The organism is Variovorax gracilis (assembly GCF_030317115.1).
In the GTDB taxonomy this organism is placed as follows: Bacteria; Pseudomonadota; Gammaproteobacteria; order Burkholderiales; family Burkholderiaceae_C; genus Variovorax; species Variovorax gracilis.
Genome location: NZ_JASZYF010000012.1, coordinates 70,006 through 95,508 on the forward strand (window position 1 = coordinate 70,006; position 25,503 = coordinate 95,508).

At 67.7% G+C, this 25,503-nt stretch carries 22 protein-coding genes; 10 read left to right on the forward strand and 12 right to left on the reverse strand.

The annotated features are described in order from the left end of the window. Positions 1–21 precede the first annotated feature (21 nt). Genes QTH97_RS22090 through QTH97_RS22115 form a run of 6 tightly spaced genes read right to left on the reverse strand, consistent with a single transcriptional unit; the run spans position 22 to position 6,914 of the window. Positions 22–1,104 (reverse strand): ABC transporter ATP-binding protein, encoded by a 1,083-nt coding sequence (locus tag QTH97_RS22090; protein WP_286570613.1) that lies wholly within the window; start codon positions 1,102–1,104, stop codon positions 22–24. A gap of 22 nt (positions 1,105–1,126) precedes the next feature. After that, positions 1,127–1,969, reverse strand: a complete 843-nt coding sequence (locus tag QTH97_RS22095; RefSeq protein WP_286570614.1) for a carbohydrate ABC transporter permease — start codon at positions 1,967–1,969, stop codon at positions 1,127–1,129. Beyond that, complete coding sequence (locus QTH97_RS22100) at positions 1,959–2,894, reverse strand: carbohydrate ABC transporter permease (RefSeq protein ID WP_286570615.1); 936 nt, start codon at positions 2,892–2,894, stop codon at positions 1,959–1,961. The genes QTH97_RS22095 and QTH97_RS22100 overlap by 11 nt, the downstream gene beginning before the upstream one ends. A 41-nt stretch (positions 2,895–2,935) precedes the next feature. After that, positions 2,936–4,204, reverse strand: a complete 1,269-nt coding sequence (locus QTH97_RS22105; RefSeq protein ID WP_286570616.1) for an extracellular solute-binding protein — start codon at positions 4,202–4,204, stop codon at positions 2,936–2,938. A 39-nt stretch (positions 4,205–4,243) separates the two neighbouring features. Beyond that, positions 4,244–5,854 (reverse strand): FAD-dependent oxidoreductase, encoded by a 1,611-nt coding sequence (locus QTH97_RS22110; RefSeq protein ID WP_286570617.1) that lies wholly within the window; start codon positions 5,852–5,854, stop codon positions 4,244–4,246. A gap of 25 nt (positions 5,855–5,879) precedes the next feature. After that, entirely contained in the window at positions 5,880–6,914 is a 1,035-nt protein-coding gene (locus tag QTH97_RS22115; RefSeq protein WP_286570618.1) for a LacI family DNA-binding transcriptional regulator, read from the reverse strand. Positions 6,915–7,075: 161 nt separating this feature from the next. Between QTH97_RS22115 and QTH97_RS22120 the strand changes: the two genes are divergently transcribed. From QTH97_RS22120 to QTH97_RS22155, 8 genes are read left to right on the forward strand one after another with little or no spacing between them, the layout of a single operon-like run. Then, complete coding sequence (locus QTH97_RS22120) at positions 7,076–7,579, forward strand: MaoC family dehydratase (RefSeq protein WP_286570619.1); 504 nt, start codon at positions 7,076–7,078, stop codon at positions 7,577–7,579. Positions 7,580–7,626: 47 nt separating this feature from the next. Continuing rightward, the gene (locus tag QTH97_RS22125; protein ID WP_286570620.1) at positions 7,627–8,610 is read left to right on the forward strand and encodes a Bug family tripartite tricarboxylate transporter substrate binding protein; all 984 of its coding nucleotides are present in this window, start codon (positions 7,627–7,629) and stop codon (positions 8,608–8,610) included. Between the two features lie 7 nt (positions 8,611–8,617). Further along, positions 8,618–10,048 carry an MmgE/PrpD family protein gene (locus QTH97_RS22130; protein WP_286570621.1) on the forward strand — a complete coding sequence of 477 codons (1,431 nt, stop codon included), beginning with the start codon at positions 8,618–8,620 and terminating at the stop codon, positions 10,046–10,048. Next, positions 10,045–11,217 (forward strand): acyl-CoA dehydrogenase family protein, encoded by a 1,173-nt coding sequence (locus QTH97_RS22135; protein WP_286570622.1) that lies wholly within the window; start codon positions 10,045–10,047, stop codon positions 11,215–11,217. The genes QTH97_RS22130 and QTH97_RS22135 overlap by 4 nt, the downstream gene beginning before the upstream one ends. A 26-nt stretch (positions 11,218–11,243) precedes the next feature. Next, positions 11,244–12,464 carry a CaiB/BaiF CoA transferase family protein gene (locus QTH97_RS22140; RefSeq protein WP_286570705.1) on the forward strand — a complete coding sequence of 407 codons (1,221 nt, stop codon included), beginning with the start codon at positions 11,244–11,246 and terminating at the stop codon, positions 12,462–12,464. A 40-nt stretch (positions 12,465–12,504) separates the two neighbouring features. Beyond that, positions 12,505–13,296 (forward strand): GntR family transcriptional regulator, encoded by a 792-nt coding sequence (locus tag QTH97_RS22145; protein ID WP_286570623.1) that lies wholly within the window; start codon positions 12,505–12,507, stop codon positions 13,294–13,296. Beyond that, a complete protein-coding gene (locus tag QTH97_RS22150) occupies positions 13,293–14,495 on the forward strand; it encodes an MFS transporter (RefSeq protein ID WP_286570624.1) in 1,203 nt (400 codons plus the stop codon). Before QTH97_RS22145 ends, QTH97_RS22150 begins: the two co-directional genes overlap by 4 nt. 26 nt (positions 14,496–14,521) lie before the next feature. Then, entirely contained in the window at positions 14,522–15,370 is an 849-nt protein-coding gene (locus tag QTH97_RS22155; RefSeq protein WP_286570625.1) for an HpcH/HpaI aldolase/citrate lyase family protein, read from the forward strand. Here the strand turns inward: QTH97_RS22155 and QTH97_RS22160 are convergent. After that, the gene (locus QTH97_RS22160) at positions 15,352–16,248 is read right to left on the reverse strand and encodes a transporter substrate-binding domain-containing protein (RefSeq protein WP_286570626.1); all 897 of its coding nucleotides are present in this window, start codon (positions 16,246–16,248) and stop codon (positions 15,352–15,354) included. The genes QTH97_RS22155 and QTH97_RS22160 overlap by 19 nt on opposite strands. Positions 16,249–16,271: 23 nt before the next feature. Next, the gene (locus QTH97_RS22165) at positions 16,272–17,606 is read right to left on the reverse strand and encodes an aspartate aminotransferase family protein (RefSeq protein WP_286570627.1); all 1,335 of its coding nucleotides are present in this window, start codon (positions 17,604–17,606) and stop codon (positions 16,272–16,274) included. Positions 17,607–17,779: 173 nt separating this feature from the next. Between QTH97_RS22165 and QTH97_RS22170 the strand changes: the two genes are divergently transcribed. Together QTH97_RS22170 and QTH97_RS22175 are read left to right on the forward strand one after the other, a co-directional pair. Further along, positions 17,780–18,679, forward strand: a complete 900-nt coding sequence (locus tag QTH97_RS22170; RefSeq protein ID WP_286570628.1) for a LysR family transcriptional regulator — start codon at positions 17,780–17,782, stop codon at positions 18,677–18,679. Positions 18,680–18,981: 302 nt separating this feature from the next. Continuing rightward, a complete protein-coding gene (locus QTH97_RS22175; RefSeq protein WP_286570629.1) occupies positions 18,982–19,167 on the forward strand; it encodes a hypothetical protein in 186 nt (61 codons plus the stop codon). Between the two features lie 83 nt (positions 19,168–19,250). Here the strand turns inward: QTH97_RS22175 and QTH97_RS22180 are convergent, their stop codons facing one another. From QTH97_RS22180 to QTH97_RS22195, 4 genes are all read right to left on the reverse strand, one after another. After that, the gene (locus tag QTH97_RS22180) at positions 19,251–20,006 is read right to left on the reverse strand and encodes an alpha/beta hydrolase family protein (protein WP_286570630.1); all 756 of its coding nucleotides are present in this window, start codon (positions 20,004–20,006) and stop codon (positions 19,251–19,253) included. Positions 20,007–20,208: 202 nt separating this feature from the next. After that, positions 20,209–22,128 (reverse strand): S8 family serine peptidase, encoded by a 1,920-nt coding sequence (locus QTH97_RS22185; protein ID WP_286570631.1) that lies wholly within the window; start codon positions 22,126–22,128, stop codon positions 20,209–20,211. Next, the gene (locus QTH97_RS22190; RefSeq protein WP_286570632.1) at positions 22,125–23,210 is read right to left on the reverse strand and encodes a phosphatase PAP2 family protein; all 1,086 of its coding nucleotides are present in this window, start codon (positions 23,208–23,210) and stop codon (positions 22,125–22,127) included. Before QTH97_RS22190 ends, QTH97_RS22185 begins: the two co-directional genes overlap by 4 nt. Positions 23,211–23,262: 52 nt before the next feature. After that, entirely contained in the window at positions 23,263–25,041 is a 1,779-nt protein-coding gene (locus QTH97_RS22195) for an adenylate/guanylate cyclase domain-containing protein (RefSeq protein WP_286570633.1), read from the reverse strand. Positions 25,042–25,503 lie beyond the last annotated feature (462 nt).

Below are 25,503 nucleotides of genomic sequence, written 5' to 3' on the forward strand. Positions count from 1 at the left end.
CGTGAGCGGCACGGCCGGAGATCAGCGTGGGGCGTCGGACGCCCCGTCCATCCGCAGGCCGCTTGCTGCGTCGAACAGATGCACCGCACCCTCCTTCGGCCGCAGGTGCAGCACGTCGCCCGGCGCCATGGCGAGGCGCTCGTGGAACAGGGCGATCACCTGCGCTTCGCCCAGTCGCAGGCTCAGTTGCGTCTCGGAGCCCAGCGGCTCCACCAGCAGCACCCGCGCTGCCATGCCTTCGCCGGGCAGGCAGATCTCGAAATGCTCGGGCCGGACGCCGCAGACGGCCTCGCGTCCCGGATGCATGGGATGGGCGGCCGGAGCAAGAGGCCATGTGACGCCGGCGCCCGCAAAGCCCGTGGGCGTGCAGCGGCCGGCGATGAAGTTCATCGCCGGCGAGCCGATGAACCCCGCCACAAACCGATTGGCCGGGCGGTCGAACAATTCGAGCGGCGAGCCCACCTGCTCGACCCGGCCTGCGTTGAGCACCACGATGCGGTCGGCCATCGTCATCGCCTCGACCTGGTCGTGCGTGACATAGACCGTGGTGGTCCGCAGCCGCTGGTGCAGGCCCTTGATCTCGCCGCGCATGACGATGCGCAGCTTCGCATCCAGGTTGGACAGGGGCTCGTCGAACAGGAACACCTGCGGATCGCGCACGATGGCGCGCCCCATGGCGACGCGCTGGCGCTGGCCGCCCGAGAGCTGGCGCGGGTAGCGCGCGAGCAGCTGGGCCAGCCCCAGCAGGTCGGCCGCCCAGCGCACGCGCTGGTCGATCTCCGAGCGCGGCCGGCCGCGGTGCTCCAGCGAGAAGCCCATGTTGGCCGCCACCGTCATGTGCGGATAGAGCGCGTAGTTCTGGAACACCATCGCGATGTCGCGGTCCTTCGGATCGAGGTCGGTCACGTCGCGCCCGCCGATGTGGATGCGGCCGTGCGTGGCGGCTTCCAGCCCTGCGATCAGGCGCAACAACGTCGACTTGCCACAGCCCGAGGGCCCCACCAGCGCCACGAACTCGCCGTCCTGGATGTGCAGGTCCAGGCCGTGAATGACCTGCACGGCGCCAAAGCGCTTCTGGATTCCGGAGAGAAGGACGGCTGCCATGAAGTGGGTCTGGAGGAAAGAGCTAGCCCTTGAGCCCGGTGTGGGCCAGGCCTTCGACGAACTGCTTCTGCGCCAGCACGAAGACGATCAGGATCGGCAGCGCCGTGAGCGTGGCCGCGGCCAGCTGGATGTTCCACATCGGCCCGCCGTAGGCGTCGGTGTACTGCGTGAGTGCCTGCGGCAGTGTGAACTTCGAGGGCGTCGACAGGAACACGATCGGCTCCAGGTACAGGTTCCAGCTGTGCAGGAAGGTGAAGATCGCCACCGACGCCAGCGCCGGCCGCGCGAGCGGCAGCGCGATGGTGCGGAAGATCTTGAAGCGCCCGAGCCCGTCCACCCGCGCGGCTTCCTCCAGCTCCTGCGGCAGCGCGATGAAGAACTGGCGCATGACGAAGGTCGCGAACACACTGGGCGCGCCGAAGATCGGTATCAGCACCAGCGGCCAGTGCGTGTTGACCCAGCCCAGCTTCAGGAACATCCGGAACAGCGGCACGATGGTCACCTCGGAAGGGATCAGCAGCCCGGTCAACACGACCATGAACAAGGCATTGGCCCCGGGGAAGCGGATGCGCGCGAAGGCGTAACCCGCCATCGACGACACGGCGAGCGTTCCGGCGGTCACCACGGCCGCGATCCAGGCCGAGTTCCAGTACTGCTGCGCGAAGGGCTGGATCGTGAACACCTGCGTGTAGGTGCTCCAGTCCGGATGCGTCGGAAACAGCTGCGGCGGAAACACGAAGATGTCGCTGATCGGCTTGAGCGACGACGTCACCATCCACCAGGTCGGGAACACGAAGGGGACGAGCAAGACGCAGATCAGCCCGTACAGCGCGACCTTCATGCGTGCGGGCATCTCACTGTTCATGGAAAACAAACTTCTTGCGCATCTGCCACTGGGCCAGGGTCAGCAGCGCCACGATCGCGAACAGCACGATGGCGAGCGTGGAGCCGTAGCCGAAGCGATGGAACTGGAAGGTCTGCTGGTACAGGTAGTACACCAGCACCGTGGTGGACACGCCCGGCCCGCCTTGCGTCAGCACCGCGATCTGCGCGAATACCTGCAGCGAGCCGACGATCGTGATGATGGACGTCAGCAGGATCGTCGGACTGATGAGCGGCAGCGTGATGCGACGGAACTGCTTGAAGCGCGGCGCGCCGTCGATGCGCGCAGCTTCATAGAGCTCGCGCGGAACGCCCTGCAGCGCGGCGAGGAAGAGCACCATGTTGAGCCCGACGTTCTTGAACACCTGCACCACGATCACCGACAGCATCGCGGTGGTGGGCGTGCGCAGCCAGTTCGGGCCTTCGATGCCCAGCAGCCTGAGCGTGCCGTTGATGCCGCCGTTGTGCTGCAGCAGGAAGCCCCAGACGATGGTCCAGGCGACCAGCGAGACCACCACGGGCGAGAAGAACAGCGTGCGCAACACCGTGATGCCCGCCAGCTTCTGGTTCAGCAGCACGGCGAGCAGCAGGGCCAGGCTCATGTTCAGGACCACCAGCCCGCTGGAGAACAAGGCCGAGGCCAGCAGTACGCCCGGAAGCGAAGGGTCGCTCCAGAGCTGCTCATAGTTGCCGGCGCCGGTGTAGCTGAAGGTGTTGGCCAGCACGTTCCATTCGTGCAGCGAGTACCAGAACACCAGCACCAGCGGAGCGAGCACGAAGACGAGCGTGCCCGCCAGTTGCGGTGCGGCGAAGAGCCACCCCGCCACGCTGTCGCGTCGCGCGATCGTCCAGAACGGCCGCGGCGGGGGCGTCGGCCGTTCGGAAGCGGGATCGGCTGATCGTGCCATGGGTGCAGTCCGGCGGGGTGTCGCGCGCTGGCGGCGGTGCCTTACTTCGCAAGCAGCGGGTCGATCTGGGCGCAGATCGCGCGCGTCGCCGCCGGAATGTCGGCCTTGGGTTGCCACACGGCATCGAGGCCGGAGCGCACCATCTGCTGCAGGCGCGCGAAGTCCGTGTGCGCCGGCATCACCTTGCCGGTCGCGATGCCCGAGATCACGACCTTGTCGAGCTGTGCGGGCGAGAGCAGGGCGTTGGTCTTGCCGAGCACTTCGGCGTTGAGCAGGGACTTGCGCGCCGAGGGGAAGAACTGCGCGAGCTTGGCCGAGTTCTCGGGGTTGGTCATGTAGGCGACGAACGCGGCCGCCGTGGCGGCGTTCTTGCCCGACTGCAGGACGCCGATGCCGGCCTGGCCGACGATCGCGTAGTCGCCCGTGGTGCCTTTGGGCAGCGGCACCAGGTCCCAATCGAAGCGATGGTCCTTGGGCAGGAGCGAGGCCCGGCTGATCTGCGTGATCGTCATGGCGGCATCGCCCGCGAAGAAGTCGACGTTCTGGCCGGGTCCGGGGATCGCCTTCTTCGTGAAGATCGCGTCGTGGATGAATCCCAGGGCGTCGACCATGGGCTTGTCGGTGAACGTGCAGCGCTTGCCGTCGGCGCTCCAGGGCGCGGCGCCCCAAGCATTCCAGACCGAGGACAGGTACTGCCAGGCCTGGTAGTTGAAGTCGCGCACCACCAGGCCGCCCTTGCCGCCTTGCGCGACCGCCTGCGCCGTCGCGATGGCGGCGGGCCAGGTCCACTGCCCGGCGGCGATCAGCTCGGCCGGGGTCTTGGCGCCGGCCTTGCGGATCAGGTCGTTGTTGACGAACACCGCGAAGGGCGAGGTCGAGAAGGGGTAGGCGTAGAGCATGCCGCCCCTGGACCAGCGCTCGGTGGCCGACGGGCTGATCTCGCCGAGGTTGTAGCCCGGCGTGGCCGCCAGCGTCTTGGTCAGCGGCATGAGGGCGCCGGAGTTGACGAAGTCAAAGGCGGTGGTCTCGAAGATCCAGGCCATGTCGGGGGCGTTGCCGCCGGCGATCTGCGTGGTCAGTGCGGTCGTGTAGGTCTCGAAGGGCAGCGATTCGAAACTGACCGTGACCTCGGGGTTCTCCTTCTTGAAGCCCTCGGCGATGCCGTTGAAGAGCTTCAGGTGCGCTTCGTTGGCGCTCCAGATGGTCATGCGCAGCCGGGTCTCGGCCGATGCGCCGGCCGCGAGGGCCAGCGACAGGGCCAGGCCGCCGGCGATGGCGCGCAAGCTCACGAACGTCTTGGGGTGGGGCATGGTTCGGGTCTCCTCGGTGTCTGCGAAGCGGTCGGTGTCTCAGTAGGCGCGCACGTCGGGCCAGCGCGTCTCGACGCCGGCGCGCGCGAGCAGCGCCTGGAAGGCGGCGAGTCGAGCGTCGTCGGCCTGCACCTGGTGCGGCGTGGTGTCGTGGTCGAGGCAATGCGCGGCCAGCATCCCGGCCACTTCGCCGACGTTCCATTCCACCGGGTGCAGCCGGTAGCAGCCGTTGGTGATGTGCGTGGTCGCGATGTTCTTGCCGCCGGCCAGCAGGTTTGTCAGGCGACGCGGCAGCAAGGCGCCGAGCGGGATCTCGAAGGGGCAGGACGGCACGTCGATGTAGTTGTCGCCGCCCGTGGAGGGGTGCAGGTCGATGCGGTACATGCCGATCCCGACGCTGTCGCGGTAGCGCACGGCGCCCTGGTCGCCGCGCACGGCGTGCGACAGATGCTGCTCGACGATGCGCGTGACGCCCAGGATGCGCCGGCTTTCCCGGATGTAGGGTGCCATTGCCAGGCCGTGCGCGGTGCCGGTCACGTCCCCGCGCAGGCGCAGTCCGGGAAATCCCGCGCCGCCATCGGCGCGCAGCGCCTCGGTCTGCAGCCAGTAGAAGACCGCGCGCGAGAGCTCGGCCGCGGCCTGCAGGTGGCGCGTCTTCTCGGCCTCGGACACATCGAGGATCGAGCCCTCCATGTAGTCGATCATGGGCCAGTTCACCAGGCAGATGTCCGAGGCGTAGGCGCCCGGCGTGAAGTTGCGCCGCGCCGCGATGCGCCTGAAAGTCCACAGGTTCTGGTCCCCGCCGCTCTTGCGCTGGTCGGCATCGACCTGCAGCGGATCGTCGTCGGGGTTCGGGGTGAACGATCGCTCGGCGATCTCCAGGGTCCGCGGGTTGGGCGCCTTCAAGCCCAGCAGCGGGCCGCCCCAGAAGTGCGGCCGGTAGGCGCGCCAGAAGTCGTAGTTGCGCGGCTTGTCGATTGTGTGGTCACCGTCGACGTGGTCGATCGCGAAGCAGATCGACACCGCCTGCACGTTGTGCGGCTGCGCCGTGGCCGGAGCGCTCGGCTCGTCCGTGTCGGCCTGGCTCTCGAAGCCCGTCACGTAGTCGCAACGGGTCAGCGGCATCAGGTCGCCGAGTTCGGTGGCATCGACCACGTAGGCGGCGGCGACCGTGATCTCGTCCTGCGTGTCGCGATGGCGCAAGGTCACCGCGCGCACCGTGTCGCCCTGCGTGTCGGCCGCGACCGGGCGGTAGGGTTGCAGCACGGTCAGGCGGCCGGCGCCGCGATGGGGCGCGAGCATGGCTTCGAGCACCGCCAGCCCGACGCGCGGCTCCGCGCAGAGGCGACTGACCCAGCCGGCGCCCGGATTCAGCGCGGCCCACGCGCGGCTGGCGGCGGTGAGCGGGTAGTGGTCCCGGTAGTAGCGGCGAATGCCATCGCGCAGCGTACGGTAGCGGCGCGTGACGCCGAACTGCTCGACCCAGCTGTGCTCGTCGGGCGGCACCGCCTGGCTCGTGAGCTGGCCGCCGATCCAGTCGTACTCCTCGCTCATCACCACCGTGCGGCCGGCCTCCAACGCGCCCAGCGCTGCCGCCACGCCGCCGAGGCCGCCACCGACCACCAGGATGTCCGTCTTCATCGCTCGCATGCGTCGTTGTTCCTTGGGGTGAAGTTCAGTGCGGCCTTGCGGGGCCGAGCGTCTCGCCACGGATCGGCTCGCAGGGCAGCAGCACCTGTTGCACTGCCTGCGCCGTGCCGCCTTCGACACGGCGCACCAGCATCGCGGTGGCCTGGCGGCCCATCTCCTCGCGCGGCACGACGAACGACGCGAAGCGCGTGCCGCTGCCTTCCGTGCGGATGTGCGAGCCCAGCGCCACGACCGAGAGATCGTCGGGCAGGCCAAGCCCGCGCGCCCGGGCCGCGCGTTCGAGGCGCACCGCATCGGCCAACTCCACGCAGAAGGCGGCGGTCGCGCCGCTGGCGAGCAACGCGTCGAGCAGTTGTCCATCGTCGGGCGGCGTGTCCGGCAGTTGCAGGACCAGTTCGAGGTCGGCACCGAGCGCCGCCTTGAAGCCCGTCCAGCGATCCTGCGGCGATTCGGCCGGGCCGATGGCGCCCAGATAGGCCAGGCGCCGATGGCCCAGTTCCTGCGCCTGCCGCACCAGCGCCGCGGTCGCGGTGGCGTAGTCGCCGCCGACAAAGGGCACGGGCCCGCCCGCGTGCTCGCGACGGCCGATGGCAACGAAGGGGTAGTCGCCGGCCACCAGCCGCGCGAGTTCCGTCCGGTCGAAGGTCTTGCCCAGCACGATGCAGCCATCGGCGATGCGCAACCGGCTCTCCTCGGCAAAGATCTTGCGCTGCGCGCCCTGACCGGCGCCGGTCAGGAGCAGCAGGTCGTAGCCACGCGCCTGCGCCTCCTCCTCGATGCCGAACAGGAAGGGCAGGAAGAAGTCGGCGTGGGCGTTCGGGAAGGCCGGCTCGTAGGTGAACACGCCCAGGATCCGGTTCGACCCCCTGGCCATGCGCCGGGCGATCGGGTCCGGCACGTAGCCGGTCTCGCGAATGATCTTCTGCACCCGCTCGCGGGTTTCCGGCGGGATGCGCACCAACGTGTTGCCGGCGTCGTTGAGCACCAGGGACACCGTCGCCTGGCTCACGCCCGCGAGCTTGGCGATGTCCTGCTGGGTCAGGCGCCGGACGGTGCTCATGAAAGGGTTATGCGTATTACTAGGTTGGTAATGCGCATTATCAGAACGGCGCGGTTGCGCCACCCTAGGGTATTCCCCGGGAGCAGACGACACCCGCCGCCCTATCATTTGTACGTACAAATAGCCAATTCAACCAAATCCCGCCACTTCCAGAGGATCCGATGCTCACCGCCGTCCAAACCCAACCGCAGCGCTATGTCGCCAGCTATGGCCGCTACCTCGAGGACTTCGTGGTCGGCGATGTCTACGAGCACCGGCCGGGCCGGACCATCACGGAGTCCGACAACATCAACTTCTCGCTGATGACGATGAACGCGCATCCGATGCACTGCGACGCGAACTTCGCGGCCAAGAGCGAGTTCAAGAGGCCGCTGGTCAACAGCGGCCTGTCGCTGGCGGTGGTGCTCGGCATGACGGTCAACGATGTCAGCGCGAAGGCGATCGCCAACCTGGGCTGGAAGGAGATCAAGCTCACCGCCCCCGTCTTCCCGGGCGACACGCTGTACGCCGAGTCGGAGGTGCTGGAGGTGCGCGAATCCAGGAGCCGCCCCTCGCAAGGCATCGTCACCACGCGCACCCGCGGCCTGAATCAGGACGGGGTGATGGTCATGGAATTCATCCGCATGTCTTTGATACCCCGGCGGGGCTCGGGCGTGGGCGACTGAACGACGCGCGTTCGCATTCACCTTCCATCCATCGAGGAGACAAACCGATGCCCCCCAAGAAGACCTTCACGCTGCTCGCCAAGGCCGTCGCCGCGGCCTTCGCCCTGGCGGCGACCGCGGCCCATGCCGTCTACCCGGACCGCCCGATCCGCCTCGTGGTCGGCTTTCCGGCCGGGCAGGCCACCGACATGATCGCCCGCGTCGCGGCGAAGAAGCTGCAGGATGCCCTGGGCCAGCCGGTGGTGGTCGACAACAAGGCCGGCGCGGCCGGCATCATCGGCTCGGAGACCGTGGCCAAGGCGGCGCCCGACGGCTACACGCTGCTCGTGGGCTCGAGCGGCACGATGGCCATCAATCCGAGTCTCTATTCCAAGCTCACCTACCATCCGCTGCGCGACTTCCAGCCCGTGAGCCTGCTGGCGGTGGTGCCGCTTTTCCTCGCCGTCAACCCCGCCTTCCAGGCACAGACCGCGGCCGACCTGGTGAGCCTGGCCAAGGCGTCGCCCGGCAAGATCAACTACGGCTCGGCCGGCAGCGGCGTGACCAGCCACCTGACGATGGAGCTGTTCAAGCATGCGCAGGGCATCGAACTCACGCACGTTCCGTACAAGGGCAGCCCGGCCGCGGTCACCGACCTGATCGCGGGTCAGGTGCAGGTGATGATCGACACCGGCCCGGCGCTGTTGCCGCACATGCGCACCGGCAAGGTCCGCGTGCTGGCGGTGGCGTCCAAGAAGCGCAACCCGGCGGCGCCCGACGTGCCGACCATCGCCGAGGCGGGCCTCGGCAACTTCGAGGCCCCGGCCTGGGTGGGCCTGGCGGCGCCCAAGGGCACGCCGCAGGAGGTGATCGACACGCTCAACAAGGCCCTGCAAGCCCACTGGCGCGATGCCCCGGACGTGCGCGACCAGCTCAACGCGCTGGGCGCCGAGCCTTCGGTGATGAAGCCCGACGAGTTCACCCGCTACATCCAGTCCGAGATCGACAAATGGGCGCTCGCGGTCAAGCTCTCCGGCGCGAAGGTGGATTGAAGCGACCATGACCCACGCCGAACCCGCGGCACGCGCTGCCGCCACCACGCTTTCGAGCCGGCTCTCCGACTTCGCCACCGGCCTGGAACTGGCCGCCGTTCCCGAGGCCGTGCGTTCGCGCGCTGCCCACCTGATGCTCGATGCGCTCGGCATCGCACTGGCCAGCACGCAGTGGGACTTCTCGCGCGCCACCCTGGCAGGCTTGCGCGAACTCGCCGGGCCCGGCGGCGACACGCCCGTCATCGGCTACGGACAGGACCTGCCGCTGCGCGACGCGGTGATCATGAACGCGCTGCTGGTGCATGGACTCGACTTCGACGACACCCATCCGGCAGGCGTGATCCATGCGACGACCTCGGTGCTGCCGGCCGCCCTCGGGCTGGCCACGCGGCTGCGGGCCTCCGGCGCGCAGCTGCTGGCAAGCTACATCGTCGGCATGGAAACCGCGACCCGCCTGGGCGCCGCGGCCAAGGGCGGCTTTCACCAGGTCGGCTTTCATCCGACCGGGCTGATCGGCACCTTCGGCTGCGCACTCGCGGCCGCGCGCTTGATGCGCCTGTCGCCCGACATCGCCACCGATGCGCAGGGCATCGCGTTGTCCTTCGCCTCGGGCAGCCTCGAGTTCCTGCAGGACGGCGCCTGGACCAAGCGAATTCACCCGGGCTGGGCCGGCGCTGCCGGCATCACCGCGGCAACCCTCGCGAAGAACGGGTTCGTCGGAACGCGCGCCGCGTACGAGGGCCGCTTCGGCCTGTACCGCAGCCACCTCGGTCCGCTGGCGGAACTGTGCGACCTGTCGCTGGCCAGCGCCGGCCTGGGCGCGGAGTGGGAGATCGAGCGCGTCGCGGTCAAGCCGGTGCCGGCCTGCCACTTCACGCACGCTTGCGCCGACGCCGCGAGTCACCTGCATGCGGACTGGCGGGGCGCGCCGGTGCGCCGCATCGTGGCACGGGTGCCGGCCGGCGCGATGAAGACGGTGTGCGAGCCGATCGAGAACAAGCGGCGCCCCGCCAACGCCTACGAGGCGCAGTTCAGCGTTCCCTATTCGGTGGCCACCGGCCTGCGCTTCGGCAGCTTCACGCTCGACGCGCTGGAGCCACGCGCCTACGAAGACGCGCAGACCCTGGCGCTGGCCGCGCTGGTGGATTGCGAGGCCGATCCCACGGCCGACTTCCCGCGCTACTTCGGCGGCGAGGTGATCGTCGAGCTCAGCGACGGCCGCGTGCTGCGACATGCCGAACCGGTCAACCGGGGCGCCGAGGGGCGCCCGATCAGCGGCGAAGACATCGTGCGCAAGTTCATCGACAACGCGACCCGCGCGGTGCCCCGCGCGCACGCCGACCACATCCTCAATGCCGTGCTCGACATCGAGCGCGGCGACACGGCCGAACTGGCCCAACTGCTGGGCCGTCCCGCCCGAACGGAGAAACACGCATGAACGCTCGCCACCAACCCGTCGTCCACGATGCCGAGCAGGAGGAACTGATCCTCGACATGCTGGAGCGATTCCTGACGGTGGAGGTCAAGCCGCACGTCCACCAGCTCGAGCACGACGACGAGTACCCGGCCGAGATCGTCGAGAAGATGAAGGAGATGGGCCTGTTCGGCTGTCTCATCGCCACCGAATACGGTGGCCTGGGCCTGTCGACCCGTACCTACGCCAAGATCATCGAACGCATGTCGCGCGTGTGGATGTCGATCTCCGGCATCATCAACTCGCACCTGATCATGGCCATGGCGGTGCAGCGCGCCGGCACCGAAGAACAGAAGCGCCACTACCTGCCGCGCTTCGCGAGCGGCGAGCTGCGCGGCGGCGTCGGCCTGACCGAGTCGGATGCCGGCACCGACCTGCAGGCCATCCGCACGGTGGCCGTGCGCGACGGCGACCACTACGTGGTCAACGGCAGCAAGATGTGGATCACCAACAGCCTGCACGGCAACTGCCTCGCGCTGCTCGTGAAAACCGACCCCAAGGCCCAGCCGCGGCACAAGGGCATGAGCTTGCTGATCGCGGAGAAGGGCGAGGGCTTCATTGTCAGCAAGAAGCTCGAGAAGCTCGGCTACAAGGGCATCGACACCTGCGCGCTCGCATTCGAGAATTATCGCGTTCCGGTCGACCGGCTGGTCGGCGGCGTGGAAGGCAAGGGCCTGCAGCAGGTGCTCGGCGGACTGGAGCTGGGCCGCATCAACGTCGCGGCGCGCGGGCTCGGGATCGCCCAGGCGGCGCTCGACGAGGCGGTGGCCTATGCGCAGGTGCGCAAGACCTTCGGCAAGCCGATTGCCGAGCACCAGGCGATCCAGCTCAAGCTGGCCGAAATGGCCACCCGCACCCAGGCCGCGCGCCTGCTGGTGAACGCCGCTGCCGAGGCCTACGACCGCGGCGACCGCTGCGACATGGAAGCTGGCATGGCCAAGTACTTCGCCACGGAGGCAGGGCAGGAGAACGCCCTCGACGCGATGCGCATCTTCGGCGGCTACGGCTACTCCAAGGAATACAACATCGAGCGCCTGTACCGCGACGCGCCGTTGCTGCTGATCGGCGAGGGCACCAACGAACTGCAGCGCATCATCATCGCCAAGCAACTGATCGAGAGGAACCCGGCATGAACGCGCCCGAATCGCTGGCCCACGCAATGGCGCGCGAGACCGTGCAGGCGCATGCCGACGCACCCGCCGGGCTGCCGCTCGCCGGGCTTCGCATCATCGCCGTCGAGCAGTACGGCGCCGGCCCGTTCGGCACCCAGCACCTGGCCGACCTCGGCGCCGAGGTGATCAAGATCGAGAACCCGCACGATGGTGGCGACGTCGGTCGCGCCGTCGGCCCGCACTATTTCGGGCCCGGCGACAGCCACTTCTACCAATCCTTCAACCGCAACAAGAAGAGCATCACGCTCGACCTGAAGAAGCCCGAGGGCCAGGAGGCGCTGCGCCGCCTCGCGAGCAAGGCCGACGTCGTGTTCAACAACCTGCGCGGCGACCTGCCGGCCAAGCTCGGCCTCACCTACGCGCACTTGAAGGACGTGAATCCCTCGCTGGTCTGCGGCCACCTGTCGGCCTACGGCCGCACCGGTTCGCGGGCCGCTTGGCCAGGCTACGACTACCTGATGCAGGCCGAGGCCGGCTATCTCTCGCTCACCGGCGAACCGGACGGTCCGCCCGCGCGCATGGGACTGTCGATCATCGACCTGATGACCGGCACCACCGCCGCCATGGGCCTGCTCGCCGGCGTGGTCGGCGCACGCGCCAGCGGCGTGGGCCGGGACATCGATGTCAGCCTGTTCGACGTGGCGCTGCACAACCTGGCCTACGTGGCGACCTGGTACCTCAATGCAGGCCGCGCGATCGGCCGCGAGACGCGCTCCAGCCATCCCTCGCTGACGCCGAGCCAGCTCTACAAGACACAGGACGGGTGGATCTTCCTGATGTGCAACAAGGAGAAGTTCTGGACCGTGCTGGCGCAGTGCATCGGCAAGCCCGAATGGATCGACGATCCGGAATTCAAGACCTTTGCCGACCGCCTGGCCCACCGCGACCGCATCACGCAGGAGCTCGACGCCGTGCTGCAGACCGCCACCACGGAAGCGTGGATGAAGCGCTTCGCCGGCAAGGTGCCGGCCGCGCCCGTGTACGACGTGGCGCAGGCGCTGGAGAGCGATTTCGTGGCCGAGCAGGAACTGCTGCTGAACTTCGAACACGCCAGCGGCCCGGTGCGCATGGTGGCGTCACCCGTTCGCGCCGGCCCCCATCCGACGAGACCGGCTCCCGCCATGGGCGAGCACACGGACAGCGTGCTGCAGCAGGCCGGCTTCAGCGCACAGCAGATCGCGCAGATGCGCAGCACGGGCGCGATCTGAAACCTGCCGGACGGATCGCAGCACCCCGCACAATCGCCGAATGACCGAGAACAGCTACAACGTCCCCGCCCCGCAGATCGCTTCGCTGGGGTCGCCTCAGCCACGCTACATGCAGTTGGCCAAGACCCTGCTCAACGAGATCGAGAGCGGCAAGTACCCCGTGGGTTCGCAACTGCCCACCGAGCAGGAGTTGTGCGAGCAGTTCGGTGTGAGCCGCGCCACCGCGCGCGAGGCGCTGCGCCGGCTGGTGCAACTCGGCCTGGTGGTGCGTCAGCCCCGCGTCGGCACCACGGTCAAGGCGGTCTCGGCCCAGGCGGGCGGCTATCGGCAGAACATCGCGGACGTCAGCGACCTCTACCAGTACGCGACCGACACCACGCTGGTGATCGAAAGCAGCGACACGGTCGAAGTGGACGCCCTGCAGGCCGACAAGCTGGAGGCCGGCGTTGGCGAGACCTGGCTGCACCTGCGCGGCCGTCGCCATGCCGCCGCGCAGCCACTGCCAATCTGCACCACCGAGCTGTGGCTCCATCCGGCCTTTCGCGCGATTCGCGGGATCATGGGGCCGCTGCGAGGTGCGGTGCATGCGGCGATCGAGGAACAGTTCGGCGAACGCGTGGTGGCGGTCGAGCAGGAGATCCGCGCCGTGGCCTTGGGCCGCGAACAGGCTGCCGCGCTGCAGGCTGTGCCGCGCAGCCCGGCGCTTTGGATCTGCCGCCGCTATCGCAATCGCCACGGGCAACTGGTGGAAGTCTCCGAGAGCACGCACCCGGCCGATCGGTTCAGCTACAACACCATGCTGCGCCGCGATTGGGAGGCGGGCAGTCGATGAAGGATCGGTCCTTGATGCCGCTGGCCATCACCACGGCCATCCAGGTGCTGGTGTCGGCAGCGGTGTTGACCCTCCCCGTGATGGCGCCCGTGGTGGCGCAAGCGCTAGGCATCTCGCCGGCCTACACCGGCTTGTACATTGCCATCGTCTATGGCGGCGCCATCCTGACGAGCCTGGCCGCAGGCACGGCGGTGAAGCGCTTCGGCGCCATTCGCATGAGCCAGGTCGGCCTGCTGCTGTGCGCGGCGGGGCTGGCGCTGTCGGCGTTGCCATCGCTGGCGGCCATCGCCGCGGGCGCCTTCCTGATCGGCCTCGGGTACGGCCCGATCACGCCGGCCAGCTCCCACCTGCTGGCCCGCACGACGCCCGCACATCGCATGTCCCTGGTGTTCTCGCTCAAGCAGACCGGCGTGCCCCTGGGCGGCGTGGTGGCTGGCGCCGCCGTGCCTGGCTTGCTGCTGTGGGGCGGCTGGCAGGCCGCGCTGCTGGTGGCTGCGACCGCCAATGTCCTGTGCGCGGTGGTCGCGCAATCGCTGCGCGGCAGCCTGGACGCCGACCGCGATCCGAGCCAGAAGCCGTCGCTCGGGCATCTCGCGCGCCCGGTGCGGCTGGTGCTCTCGCATCCGGGGCTACGCATGCTGGCCGGGTGTTCCTTCGTCTTCTCGATGTGCCAGCTCTCGCTCACGGCCTACCTGGTCACCTACCTCGATGCCGTTCTGTCCTACGGCTTGGTGGCGGCCGGGCTGGTGCTGTCGCTGGTGCAGGTCGGCGGCGTCACCGGCCGGGTGCTGTGGGGCTACGTGGCGGATCGCCTGCTGGGCGCGCGCCGGATGCTCACGGTCCTGTCGCTGATGATGTGCCTGGCGGCGCTCGCGACGGCGCTGCTCACGACCCGGGTTCCTGCCGTTCTGGTGCTGGCGGTGCTGGTTCTCTTTGGTGCCTCGGCGATCGGCTGGAACGGCGTGTACCTCGCCGAGGCGGCCCGTCAGGCGCCGCCGGGGCAGGCCAGCATCGCCACCGGCGGAACGCTGGCCGTCACCTATTTCGGGGTGGTCCTCGGCCCGCCGGTCTTCGGCCTTCTGGCCACGCTGTTCGGCAGCTACCGCGCCGGCTTCGTGGCGCTGGCCCTGGCCACGGCCGTCTGCACCGTGGCGCTGCTGCGCGGCGGACGCCAGCCGGCGGCAACGGGCGCCGCCTGATCTCTCGACTTCATCGGATGCACGCCATGATCGAACGCAGTTATCTCTTCGTACCGGGTGACCGACCCGAACGCATCGACAAGGCGTTGGCAAGTGGCGCACACGCGGTCATCGTCGACCTCGAAGATGCGGTCCAGCCCGACCACAAGGACGCCGCCCGCGCCGCCACCCGCGCGTGGCTGGAGGCTTCGAGCCGACCCGTGATCTTGCGCATCAATCCGCCAGGCACGCCCTGGAACGAACATGACTGCGAGTTGCTCGCACTGCGCGCCGTGCGGGCGGTGATGCTTCCGAAGGCGGAAGACGCCGGGCAGTTGCATGAACTTGCCGGCCGGCTGCGTGAAGACCAGATGCTGCTGCCCCTGGTGGAAACCGTCGCCGGGCATTTCGCGGCGGTCGAGCTGGCGCGCGTGCGCAGGGTGCAGCGGCTGGCCTTCGGAAGCTTCGACTTCATGGCCGACGCAGGCATTCGCGGCGATGCAGAAGAACTCGATGCGATACGCACGCAGCTGGTGCTGGTCTCGCGCATGGCGGGCCTGCAGGCGCCGGTCGACGGCGTCACACTCGGCACCGACGATGCGGCGCAAATCGCGCACGACGTGCAGCGTTCGCGCCGCTACGGCATGGGGGCCAAGCTCTGCATCCATCCCCGGCAGGTGAGCGCAGTGAACAGCGGCTTCGCCCCGTCGGACCGCGAGATCGACTGGGCCCGCCGAGTTGTTGCCGCGCTGGCGCACGGGCACGGTGCCGTCACGGTCGATGGCAAGCTGGTGGATCGGCCCATCGAGCTGCAGGCGCGTGCCATCCTGGCGGAGGCGCCGGCAGCCGGCGCTTCGCCACTGCACGCTCGAGACGCTCAAGGCTTGTCTTCGTAGGCCTCGGCCGGGCGGTCGTTCGGCGACTGGAACGCCGCTTTCAGCGAGTCGCTCAACGAAATGTTGATGACGGCGTTGCGAGGCGGGATCGGCGCCATGAACCACTTCGCGTAGAGCTTCTCGAGCGCGCCCGAGGCCATCACACCATCCAGGTAGCCGTCCACCGCGCTCTTGAACGCCGGGTCCTCCTTGCGCAGCATGATCGCAATCGGCTCGATGCCCAGCGGCTTGCCGACGATCCTGAAATCGCCTGGGTTGCGCGCATGGGCGATGTTGCCGGCCAGCGTGTTGTCGTCCATGGCGAAGGCGTCGGCGCGGCCGGTTTCCAGCAGCAGGAAGCTTTCGGCATGGTCCTTGGCCAGCACGATGTTCAAGCCGGAGCCCTTGTGGTCCTGCTCCAGCTTGCGCAGCCGCTGGACCAGCGTGGTGCCGGTGGTGGTGACGATGGTCCTGCCCTTGAGCTGTTCCACCGACTGGATGCCGCTGGCCGCCCGCACCGCGAAACGCGCCTCGGTGATGTAGGAGGTGTTCGCGAACGCGACCTGTTGCTGGCGCGCAGCGTTGTTGGTGGTGGAGCCGCACTCGATGTCGACGGTGCCGTTCTGCAGCAGGGGCACGCGGTTCTGCGAGGTCACGACCATCTGCCGGATCGCCACGCCCGGCAGCAGTTTGCCGAGCATCTGCTCGCACAGCTCGACGTGATAGCCCACGTGGCTGCCGCCCAGTGAATACGACAGGGGTGGCGAGGCTTCGCGCACGCCCATGGTGATGGAGCCCGCTGCCCTGGCCTTGGCCAGCGTGCCGCCGCTGTCCTGCGCGCCGGCGCCCGCCACGGCGAGCAGCAGTGCTGCGCTGATGAAGATCGTTCGGTTCTTCATGATGATGATGCGCACCGTGCCGGTCAGGCCGCCAGCGCCACGGGGGCCGGACTCGCGATCTCGTCCAGGCTCTCGCGCAGTGCGCGGTCGAGGATGGCCATGGCGCGGTCGATTTCCGCGCGGCTCACCGTGAGCGGCGGCGCAATGCGCCACACCGAGCCGCGCTCGGGGCGGCGCCGGATGTTCATGCTCAGGCCCAGTTCGAAGCACTTCTTCGTCGTGCGCGCGCCCAACTCGTGGTACGGCAAGCGCGAGGCGCGGTCCTGCACCAGCTCCACGCCCAGCAACAGGCCTTCGCCGCGCACGTCGCCGATGGCTTCATAGTGCTGTTGCATCTCCAGCAGTTGGCCGCGCAGGTAGGCGCCGGTGGTGCGCGCGCGCTCGATCAGGCCTTCCTTTCGGATGGTGTCCAGCACGGCCAGCCCCACAGTGGCGGGCAGCGGGTCGGAGACATGGCTCGTGTAGAAGGTGAAGCCCTTTTCGAACACGTCCTGCTCGATCTTCGGGCTGGTGGCCACGGCCGCCAGCGGCAGGCCGCCGCCCATGGTCTTCGACACCGACATGATGTCGGGCACCACGCCGTAGAAGTCCGACGCGGTGCGGTGCCCGATGCGGCCGAACGCCGTCTGCGCCTCGTCGAAGATCAGCAGCATGCCGCGGTCGTCGGCCGCCTTGCGCAGGGCCTGCATGTACGACTTCGGCGGCACCAGGACGCCGCCCGCGCTGATGATGGGTTCGATGATGATGGCTGCGCGCCGGCCCGTGGAGGCCATGTCGTACATCTTCAGGCCCAACTCCAGGCAAGCCAGCGCGGACTCCTCGCCCGACATGCCCTGGATGTAAGGCCGATAGGCGTTGGGCTCGGGCATCAGGTAGACGCCGGGCACGTGCACGCCGTAGCCCTTGCGGTCGCTCGCGAAGGACACGGCGCTGGTTCCGCCCGTCACGCCGTGCCACGAGCCGCCCACGGCCAGGATCTCGAAGCCGCCGGTGTACATCTTGGCCATGCGCAGCGCCACTTCGTTGCTCTCGGAACCCGTGTTCACGAAGATCGACTTGGTGAGCGGTGCGGGCATCCACTCGGTCGCCATCTTCTGCGCCAGCTCGGCCACGACTTCAGGGATCATGCCGCTGAACATGTGGAAGGCCTTTTCGCCGGCCTCGTGAACCGCGCGCACGATGGCCGGGTGGTTGTGCCCGATGGTGGCGCACATCTGGCCCGAGGTGAAGTCGAGGATCTCGCGGCCCGTGTCGTCGATGACGATGGCGCCGCGGGCGCTGCGGAACAGGTTGGGGAAGGTGTCGCCGCCGTAGCGCACCATGTATTCCTTGGCCGCCGCGCGTAGTTGCTCGCTCATGTCCGAATCCTTTGCTGAAGTGGTGAGAGGGTTCGTGAATGGTCGCGAGGAGCGGCACCGCGGTCCAATGTCGAGTTTGCATCCGGGGGCAATGCGCGGCACGCATCGCCGATGCGAACAACGAATGGGCATTCGACTTGCAAAATTCGCCCGCGCAGGCGTCAATTCGCACCATGGACATTCGCTGGTTTCAGGATTTCGTCACCCTCGCCGAGGTGCAGAACTTCACGCGTGCGGCCGAGATGCGCAACGTGTCGCAGGCCGCGTTCAGCCGCCGCATCCAGGCGCTGGAGCAGTGGCTGGACGCCAAGCTCATCGACCGCGCGAGCTACCCGACCAAGCTCACGGCCGCGGGCGAGCGCTTTCGCACGGTGGCCACGGGCCTGCTCAACCAGATCGCCGACGCCAAGGCTGAGATCGGCGACGCGCCGTCGCGCAACCACGTGCGCATCGCCTCCACCTATGCGCTGGCCAGCACGCGGCTGCCGGGCTGGTGGGCGCGTTGGTCGGGCGCGGGTGACATGAGTTGCAGCCTGGAGGTGGGCAATGTGCACGACACGGTCTCGGCCTTCAATGCGGGATCGGCCGATGTGTTGATCGGATTTCACCAGGCCGCGCACCCGGTGCAGATCGATGCGACGCGTTTCGAGCGGCACGAACTGGGCGTCGAGAAGGTGCGGCCCTATATGTCGCGCGCATTGGCCGAATCGGGCCGACTCGAGCTGCCGGGCACGGTGTTGAAGCCGTTGCCGCTGCTGATGTATTCGCCCAGCGGCTACTTCGCGCGCGTGGTCGACTCGGCCATCGAACAGTCGGCGCAGGCGCTGGTCGGCTATCGCGCCTTCGAGGCCGAAATGACCGACGTGCTCGGCGACCTTGCGTTGCAGGGCATGGGCATCGCGTGGCTGCCCGACAGTTCATTCGTCTCGGGCCGGCTGGCCGGGCTGGTGCCGCTGGGCGACGGCGCGTGGGACATCGATGTGAGCATCGTGGCCTACCGCTCGCGGGTCAATGCGCGGGGGGTGGTGGGGCGGCTTTGGGAACAAATCTGTGCCGTGCACGACCTTGGGTGATGGCGACGGCGTGCCCGTTTGCGACTGCGCGTTGTGGACGAAGGTGAAAGAGCGCTTTGTGCCGCATCGCCTTACCAATCGGCCGCGACGTGCCTAGAGTGACCCACTCACTCGGCGTCGGATGACGTCGGAGGTCCGCGTCGCGCAACCGCGCGATGAGGAACACGGCGTCCGATCCACTGCCTTCATGTCGGCAAGGAGGGGACGCGTTGCAATTTGGCTTGATCAATGGCATGGCGCGGGCGTGTGGATGGTGAACGACCTCAGGCTGATGCGCATCGCTGAAAGCTCGATGTGACGGAGTGGCCGAGACAGGTGAAGCGTGCCTCAAGGATCACGACATCGAGGCGGATCCCGGAGCTCGGATCCTCTCGTACGCCAATGATTCGAAGCCGAAGATGATTCGGGAGCGCATCTATGTCGACCCGGAGAGTTATTCCTACCAGCAATTCGGCCCCGTGGACGTCGTGGTGCCCGAATGCCCGTGATGAACTCGCACCGCTCCTTGCGCGAGCGACCATCGATAGACATGCGTGTCTGTGCCCGAACGATGCGGCCTGCCTGGAACTGGCTAGAGATAGCGCTGGCTCCAGGCCGCGATCAGGTTCGCTGCATAGACGGCGTCGTCCTTCCGACTCAGCAGGAGATCGGCGTTGTCGAGTGAGATGAAGCTCTTCGGATGCTTGGCTGCCAGGTAGATGTTCGTGGCATTCGAAATGTCCACCGTCGTGTCGGTGGGTGCATGCATCACGAGCAGGGCCTTGCGGAGCGCGGCCACCTTCTCGGTCAGGCTGTGGTTGGCAATGTCAACGAGAAAGTCGCGCTTGATCCGGAAGGGCCGACCCGCCAGCTGCACCTCCGCCTCGCCCTGGGATTCGATGGCTTCGAGGTTCTGGCGAAACAGACCCGTGACATGGGACGGATCGCTGGGCGCACACAGGGTCACCACGGCTCGTGCTTCGGGGATCTGCGAAGCGGAAGCCAGCACGGCGGCGCCGCCCAGACTGTGCCCGATCAACATGCGTGGAGGGTCGTACGCTTGTCGCAAGTGGTCAGCCGCCGCCACCAGATCGGCAATGTTGGATGAGAAACTGGTGTTCGCGAACTCTCCCTCGCTCGCGCCGAGGCCCGTGAAGTCGAAGCGCAGCACCCCAATGCCATGCTCCGTCAAGGTCTGCGCAATACGGCTCGCCGCAAAGATGTCCTTGCCGCAGGTAAAGCAATGGGCGAAGAGCGCGTAGGCCCGGACGGGGCCCTCGGGGATGTCGATTCGCGCTGCCAGGCGTTGACCTTCGGCGCCGGGAAAGTCTGCGCGCTGCACTTTCATGGGCATCGCTCCAAGTTCACCGGACCAATGTTGCGCGCGCGGCATGCGTCACGTCAAGCGTCGGTCAAGGTACTCACGGCGTCAGCCCCGAATCCGCGGGGTCGAGTCGGGCTCGTTGGGCAGATCGAATTGCGCCCGGGATGCTGGATACCATGGCTCCATCCACGCGCGCGAACGATCCCCCGCCGACTGTCATTCGATTTCAATGCCTCTCGAGCGGTCTCCTGTATCCCTTGCCGAAGCGCGGATCGATAGTCGACGGAGCGACCTTTTCGTTGGCCTTGGCAGCCGATCGCTTTGATGCGACCGCGAGCTCGCGCGCATATTGCGGTGCCGCCATGCTGGTGCCCACCAGCCGCGCCACCGTGCCCGTTCGCACCCCCGAAGCCCGCACGCCTTTCACGACGAGCGAGTGGTCCGTCATGAACGCATAGTCCGGGCCGACCTTCTTGCCATCGCGCGACGGTCCCGAGGAGGAGTAGCTCGAGAGCCGGCAGTCCTGGGTCGAATCTGTCCAATCGCCCACGTAGCCCGCGGCCACGCGGCTGGCGGTGCCGGTGGCAACGCCGTTGAGGGTTCCTGTGCGACGGACCACCGATCGCGGTGCTTCCTCGTCGCGCAGTGCAGGCTGGCGAAAGCGCGCGTCGTCCGAAGCCTTGTCGCGCAGGTAGCTCGCCCGGGCACGGCGGCGCGCGCCCATGTCATGGTCGGCGCGCGCAATGTAGAGGTGCGCTTCGCCGGTGCATCCCTCGATCCGGTCGACCGACACTTTCCAGATGCCGTGTGGGCCGGTGGCTGCCGCGGATTTGCAGCCCTGGCCTCCGGCGGTCGGAGAGACCGCGACGAGCGCCATGGCGCCGTTCTTGCGCGCGCGAGTCAGCGTGATCGACCAGCGTGCCGCGGGCGCCTCCACGAATCCGGGTGTTGCGGAAAGAACCGTTCCATCGGGCGCTTCCACGGTCAGTCGGGCCTGCACCGGGTCCACCTCGACGGGCCACCAGACCTCGAGAAAGGCGGGCATCCCTCCATCGGGCGGCACGACCCACTGCACTGCGCCGCCGGTTGCGAGCGCGACCACGCCATGCGCACGCGAGCTGTAGGTGTTGCCCGCCGGGAACACCACCTCGAGTTGACCGTCCGACCCGGCGACCAGCTCGTCGATCGCCTCCTCGAGCAGCGACGTGCCATCGTGGGGCCCGGTCTGCGGACCCCAGCTGATGTTGACCACCACCTTCTGCGTCTGGGGGCCTGCATGCGCGAGCACATAGTGCAGGCCATCGAGCGCATGGCGCGCGAGCCAGCGCCCGGACGGATCGTCGATGCCGACGGCCGGGAACTGGACGACGACCATTGGATGCTCGCTGCCACCGGCCATCAGGTCCATCACGTGCGCCCCGTGGGTGGCGCGGCGCTGCAGGCCACTCACGCGTGAAAGTCGGTAGGCCGCGTCCTCGTTGCCGCCCGCCTGCTCGAGCGTCTCGGCGAGTTGCGCGCCCGACCACTGACCGCCGTATCGAAAGTCGGTCTTGCGGAATTCGGCCTTCGCGCCGGGGCCGTTCTGGCGTGTGGGCATCTTGCCTGCAGACTTCTCGTTCTGGTCCCACAGCCAATGGACACGTGGAACGCCGTCGCGAAGGAAGCGGCGGTTGGCAAAGGCGCAGCTGTCATCGAGCAGCCCCAGCAGGATCGAGGGCGATTCGGGCCGCTGCGAGGGTATCGGTGCAGCGGTGCCACCGGTGGCTTCGGGTGTCGATGTCGGCGAGGAGGTTCCCTCGGCCTGCTCGCGCGGGCACACGACGATCGGCGTGGAAAGCTCGACCCCCTCCACGTAGTCTGCAAGCTTCGTCAGAAAATCCTTCAGGTCTTCCGCTGGGACCGCGAGCGCACAGACCGATCTCCCGGCATAGACGTCGACCATGTCGAGTCCGGGCTGCTCTGTCTGCGCTTTCGCGATATTGGCGTCCGCCTCCTCGCGCCCGCGTGTCTTCCATTGCAGCAGCAGCCCGATGCGGTCCTCCTTCCGGCCACCGAGGTAGCGAAATTCGGTCTTGAGGCCCCATTCGAGATAGGCGTCCGCCACGCCTTCGAAGAGCAGCGGCGACGCTTGCGGTGTGGAGTTCATGACGCGACCCCGGGCCACTCTGCCCGCGCCAGATCGGTGACCTTCTTCATGAAGGGGGACAAGCCAAAGTCCTTGTGCTCGACCTCGCCATCCGGCCGCCCGAAGCCCTCCTTCCACTGATCACCCGTCCCCGGGAAATCGCAGTCTTCGGTGCCGGCATTCTCGGGCAGAAGGTTCAGGCCGAAGCTTCGCTGCATGCAGCTGTTGGACAGGCCGCAGCGGCACAGGAAGTACTCGCCCAGCGTCCGCCCCAGCGCTGCGCCCGCGTGCGCGTCGATCGGGAAGTGCACGCCCGCGACGACGCGGTTGACGCTGATGCGGTCGGCCTGTCGCTGCAGCTGGGTCGCGATCGGATCGCTGTCCTTGAGGCCCAGCAGGCCCTGCAAGGCCACCACCGTCGCGAACGCCTGGGCTGCGTGACCCATCGGATAGGTGCCATGGCCGGGCGTGGTGATGATCGGCTGCACCTGGGGAGAAAACTCGACGGGCCGGTGGCAGGCCAGCTCGTGCTTGAACCTCATCTCGACCGGGATCACGAGCTGCAGCGCCATCGTGAGCCACTCGAGCGTCCAGCGGTGCCGGCCGACGTTCAGGCCCGTGACTGCGCCAATGAAGGCGTACTGGTTGTCGATCTGCGCGAGGATCTCGTTGGCGCGTTCGTCGCGCAGCTCGGCCCAGCTCTGAACCAGGCCGAGCTGCTTGAGGAAGAATTCCTGCGAGGGACGCGCCAGGGTGGCGAGGCGCGTGCCTCCCTGGGCCAGGTGCAGCGACTCGCCCTCCCGCGTGAAAACCAGGCCCTCGTTGAGTTCGGTCTGCGCAACGATCGCCCGCACCCACGGCTCCCAGCGCGTGAGCTGGTCCGCATTCCCCAGCGCGGCGAGCTTCGGAAGGTGCTCGGCGGTGCGGTGCGAATCCACCTCCATCGTGCCGTCGCGGCTCGTCCACAACGCACTGACCACCAGCGGCGTCGCGAAGGCATCCGCCAGGGTGCCGGAGCCGCCCGAGCCGCCCGAGCCACCCGATCCGCCGGACCCGCCGGAACCACCAGAACCGCCCAACGTCGAACCACCGAGTGAAAGCATGTTGATCTCCTCGTGAAAAAACGAAACCAGCAGCGAATGCCCGCGCTGTAGGTTACCCAGGGATGCCCGCGCTTCGCAGGGCCCGCGCGATCTGTTGGCCAAAGGGATACCGGGCGGCAACCGATTGCGCCTCGTACGCAGCCACCGTGTAGGTCGGCTTCAGGCGGCGCAACTCGTTGGCAATCAGGATCGCTTGGGCGCCGTTGTCGGCGGCCGTGTAGGCTGCAATGAGCACCCGCAACGTGGACAGGTGCTGACGATTGCGCTTGCGCGAGCGTTCGCACCATCGAATCGCTTCCTCGTAGTGGCCAGCGCTGAACTCGCACGATCCCATGAGCGACTCATAGTAGTAGCGCAGGGGATCCATGGGTGACAACGCAAGCGCCTTGTGACCCGACTGCAAGGCCATCTCGGGCTCGCCAAGGAACGCATGGATGACGCCCGAAAAGAGCCACGCGAGGCCCTCGCTGGGATTCATTTCGCAAGCCGCGGCCAAGCGCCGCGATGCCGACCCGATGTCCTGCTTCAGGTGCGCGTAGACGAAGCCCTCGACTGCCAAGGCAAGCGCACTGGTGGGTTCGGTCCTGAGTGCTCGTCGGGTGTGCTCCAGCGCCATTGACGCCGCCCGCGGCAGATCGTCGACCGCGCCCTGGATGGTTCGCAACACATACCATTTGGCAAGCCACGCATGCGCCGATGCGACGGTGCGGTGCCGTTCTGCGAGTGATTCGAGCAAGCGTCGGCTGAGCTCGAAGCCGTCGGGGCTCGCTCGGTGCATCAAGGTGATGCCACCGAGAAAGAGCTCGTAGCTCCGCAAAGTTGGCAGCGGGCGGTTGCACGCCTTGACGGCTGCGCTCTCGAGCAACTTGCTGTGCACTGCATCGGCCACCTGATGGATCAACTCGCTTTCAGGCACCAGGAGAGCACGCCAGTCGCTTTGGAGCCTTGCGGCCCAGAGGGTGTGACCGCTCGACGCGTCCGCGAGTTCAGTTGTGACGGCCAGGGTGGAGCCCGACACGGTATAGCTACCGGATACGACATAGCGGACATCGAGGCACGTTGCAATCTCGTTCAATGAACTGGAGCGTCCTTTGAAGCTTCCGCTCGACAACCTGGACACGACTTGGAGGTCCGCAGAGAGCGACAGTCGCTCGATGATGCCGTCGGCCAGCAGGTCCCCGACCGACGCGAACTCCTGCGCCGCGAGATGACAGGCAAACGGAATCACGGCCACTGTCGCGTGAAGCTGTACAGGCAAGACCCGCGACGGTTGGCTGCCCAGGTCACGAGCGGGACCGACGCGAAACGCCCGGACGGGCTCGTCGATGTGCTTGAGGTGACAGTCACCCAGATCGTGGATGTCTGCATCGAGGACGTCGTCGAGAAGGTCACGGACCTGGGCCGTCGCGACCGTTTCCCCGGGTTCGGCCAGCGTCGCGACGCGCGCCGCGAGATTGACTCCCGCACCGTAGACGTCGTCGCGTCCGACGAAGACGTGGGCTGCGTGCACGCCCGCGCGCAGCGCCAAAGGCCTGCCGTCGAAGAGCGGTTCGCAACGTTCGGCCATCCACGCGTGCATGGCTGCGGCCGCGCTCACCGCGCTCGTGGCGGAGTCGAACTCGGCCATCAATCCGTCGCCTAGACTCTTGACCAGTCGTCCCTCGTTGGCGGGCAGGATGATGCGGTTGACGTAGCAGATGAACGCTTGCCAGCGCGCAATCACGCCCAGTTCATCGGCCTGCATCAGGACGACCGATTCGACCAGATCCACCAATAGCACGACTTTGAGGCGGCGCGACAGAGTGAGCTCCGCATCGTCGAGGGGCGACATGCTGTTGGTGAGGGCTGCCGACGCCGTCCACTCAGCGGATGAGGGCGCATTTCGGCGCATGAGGGCCACGCGTGTCACATCGACATCTGTGCCGGGTGCGCGTCGTGGCGAGAGCCGAGCCGACGCGGTCACTGCGAGCTCCACGGCTGAATTGCCGAAGGCTCGCTCAACGAGCTGTTCCCCTCGTTGCAACTGGCGCTTCGGCGACTGGTTGGCGTCCACTTCTGGCTCCCGCAGATGCATCCGATCGAACCGCAACGCCCCAGAAACCCTTTTCACAGGAGCGCGCGGGCCGGTGCCTCACTATCCGCCCTGCACGGATTCGAGGCAGTGAAGTAGGTCACATTCGCCGGACGCAGTTTTTCACTCGCGCGCTCAATATCAGGAAGGATTTGGCGAACCGGCGCGGCGCAGCCTCGACGCCTGCCGGCCTCGGGCGCCCCTTGACGGACGCCTTGCGCA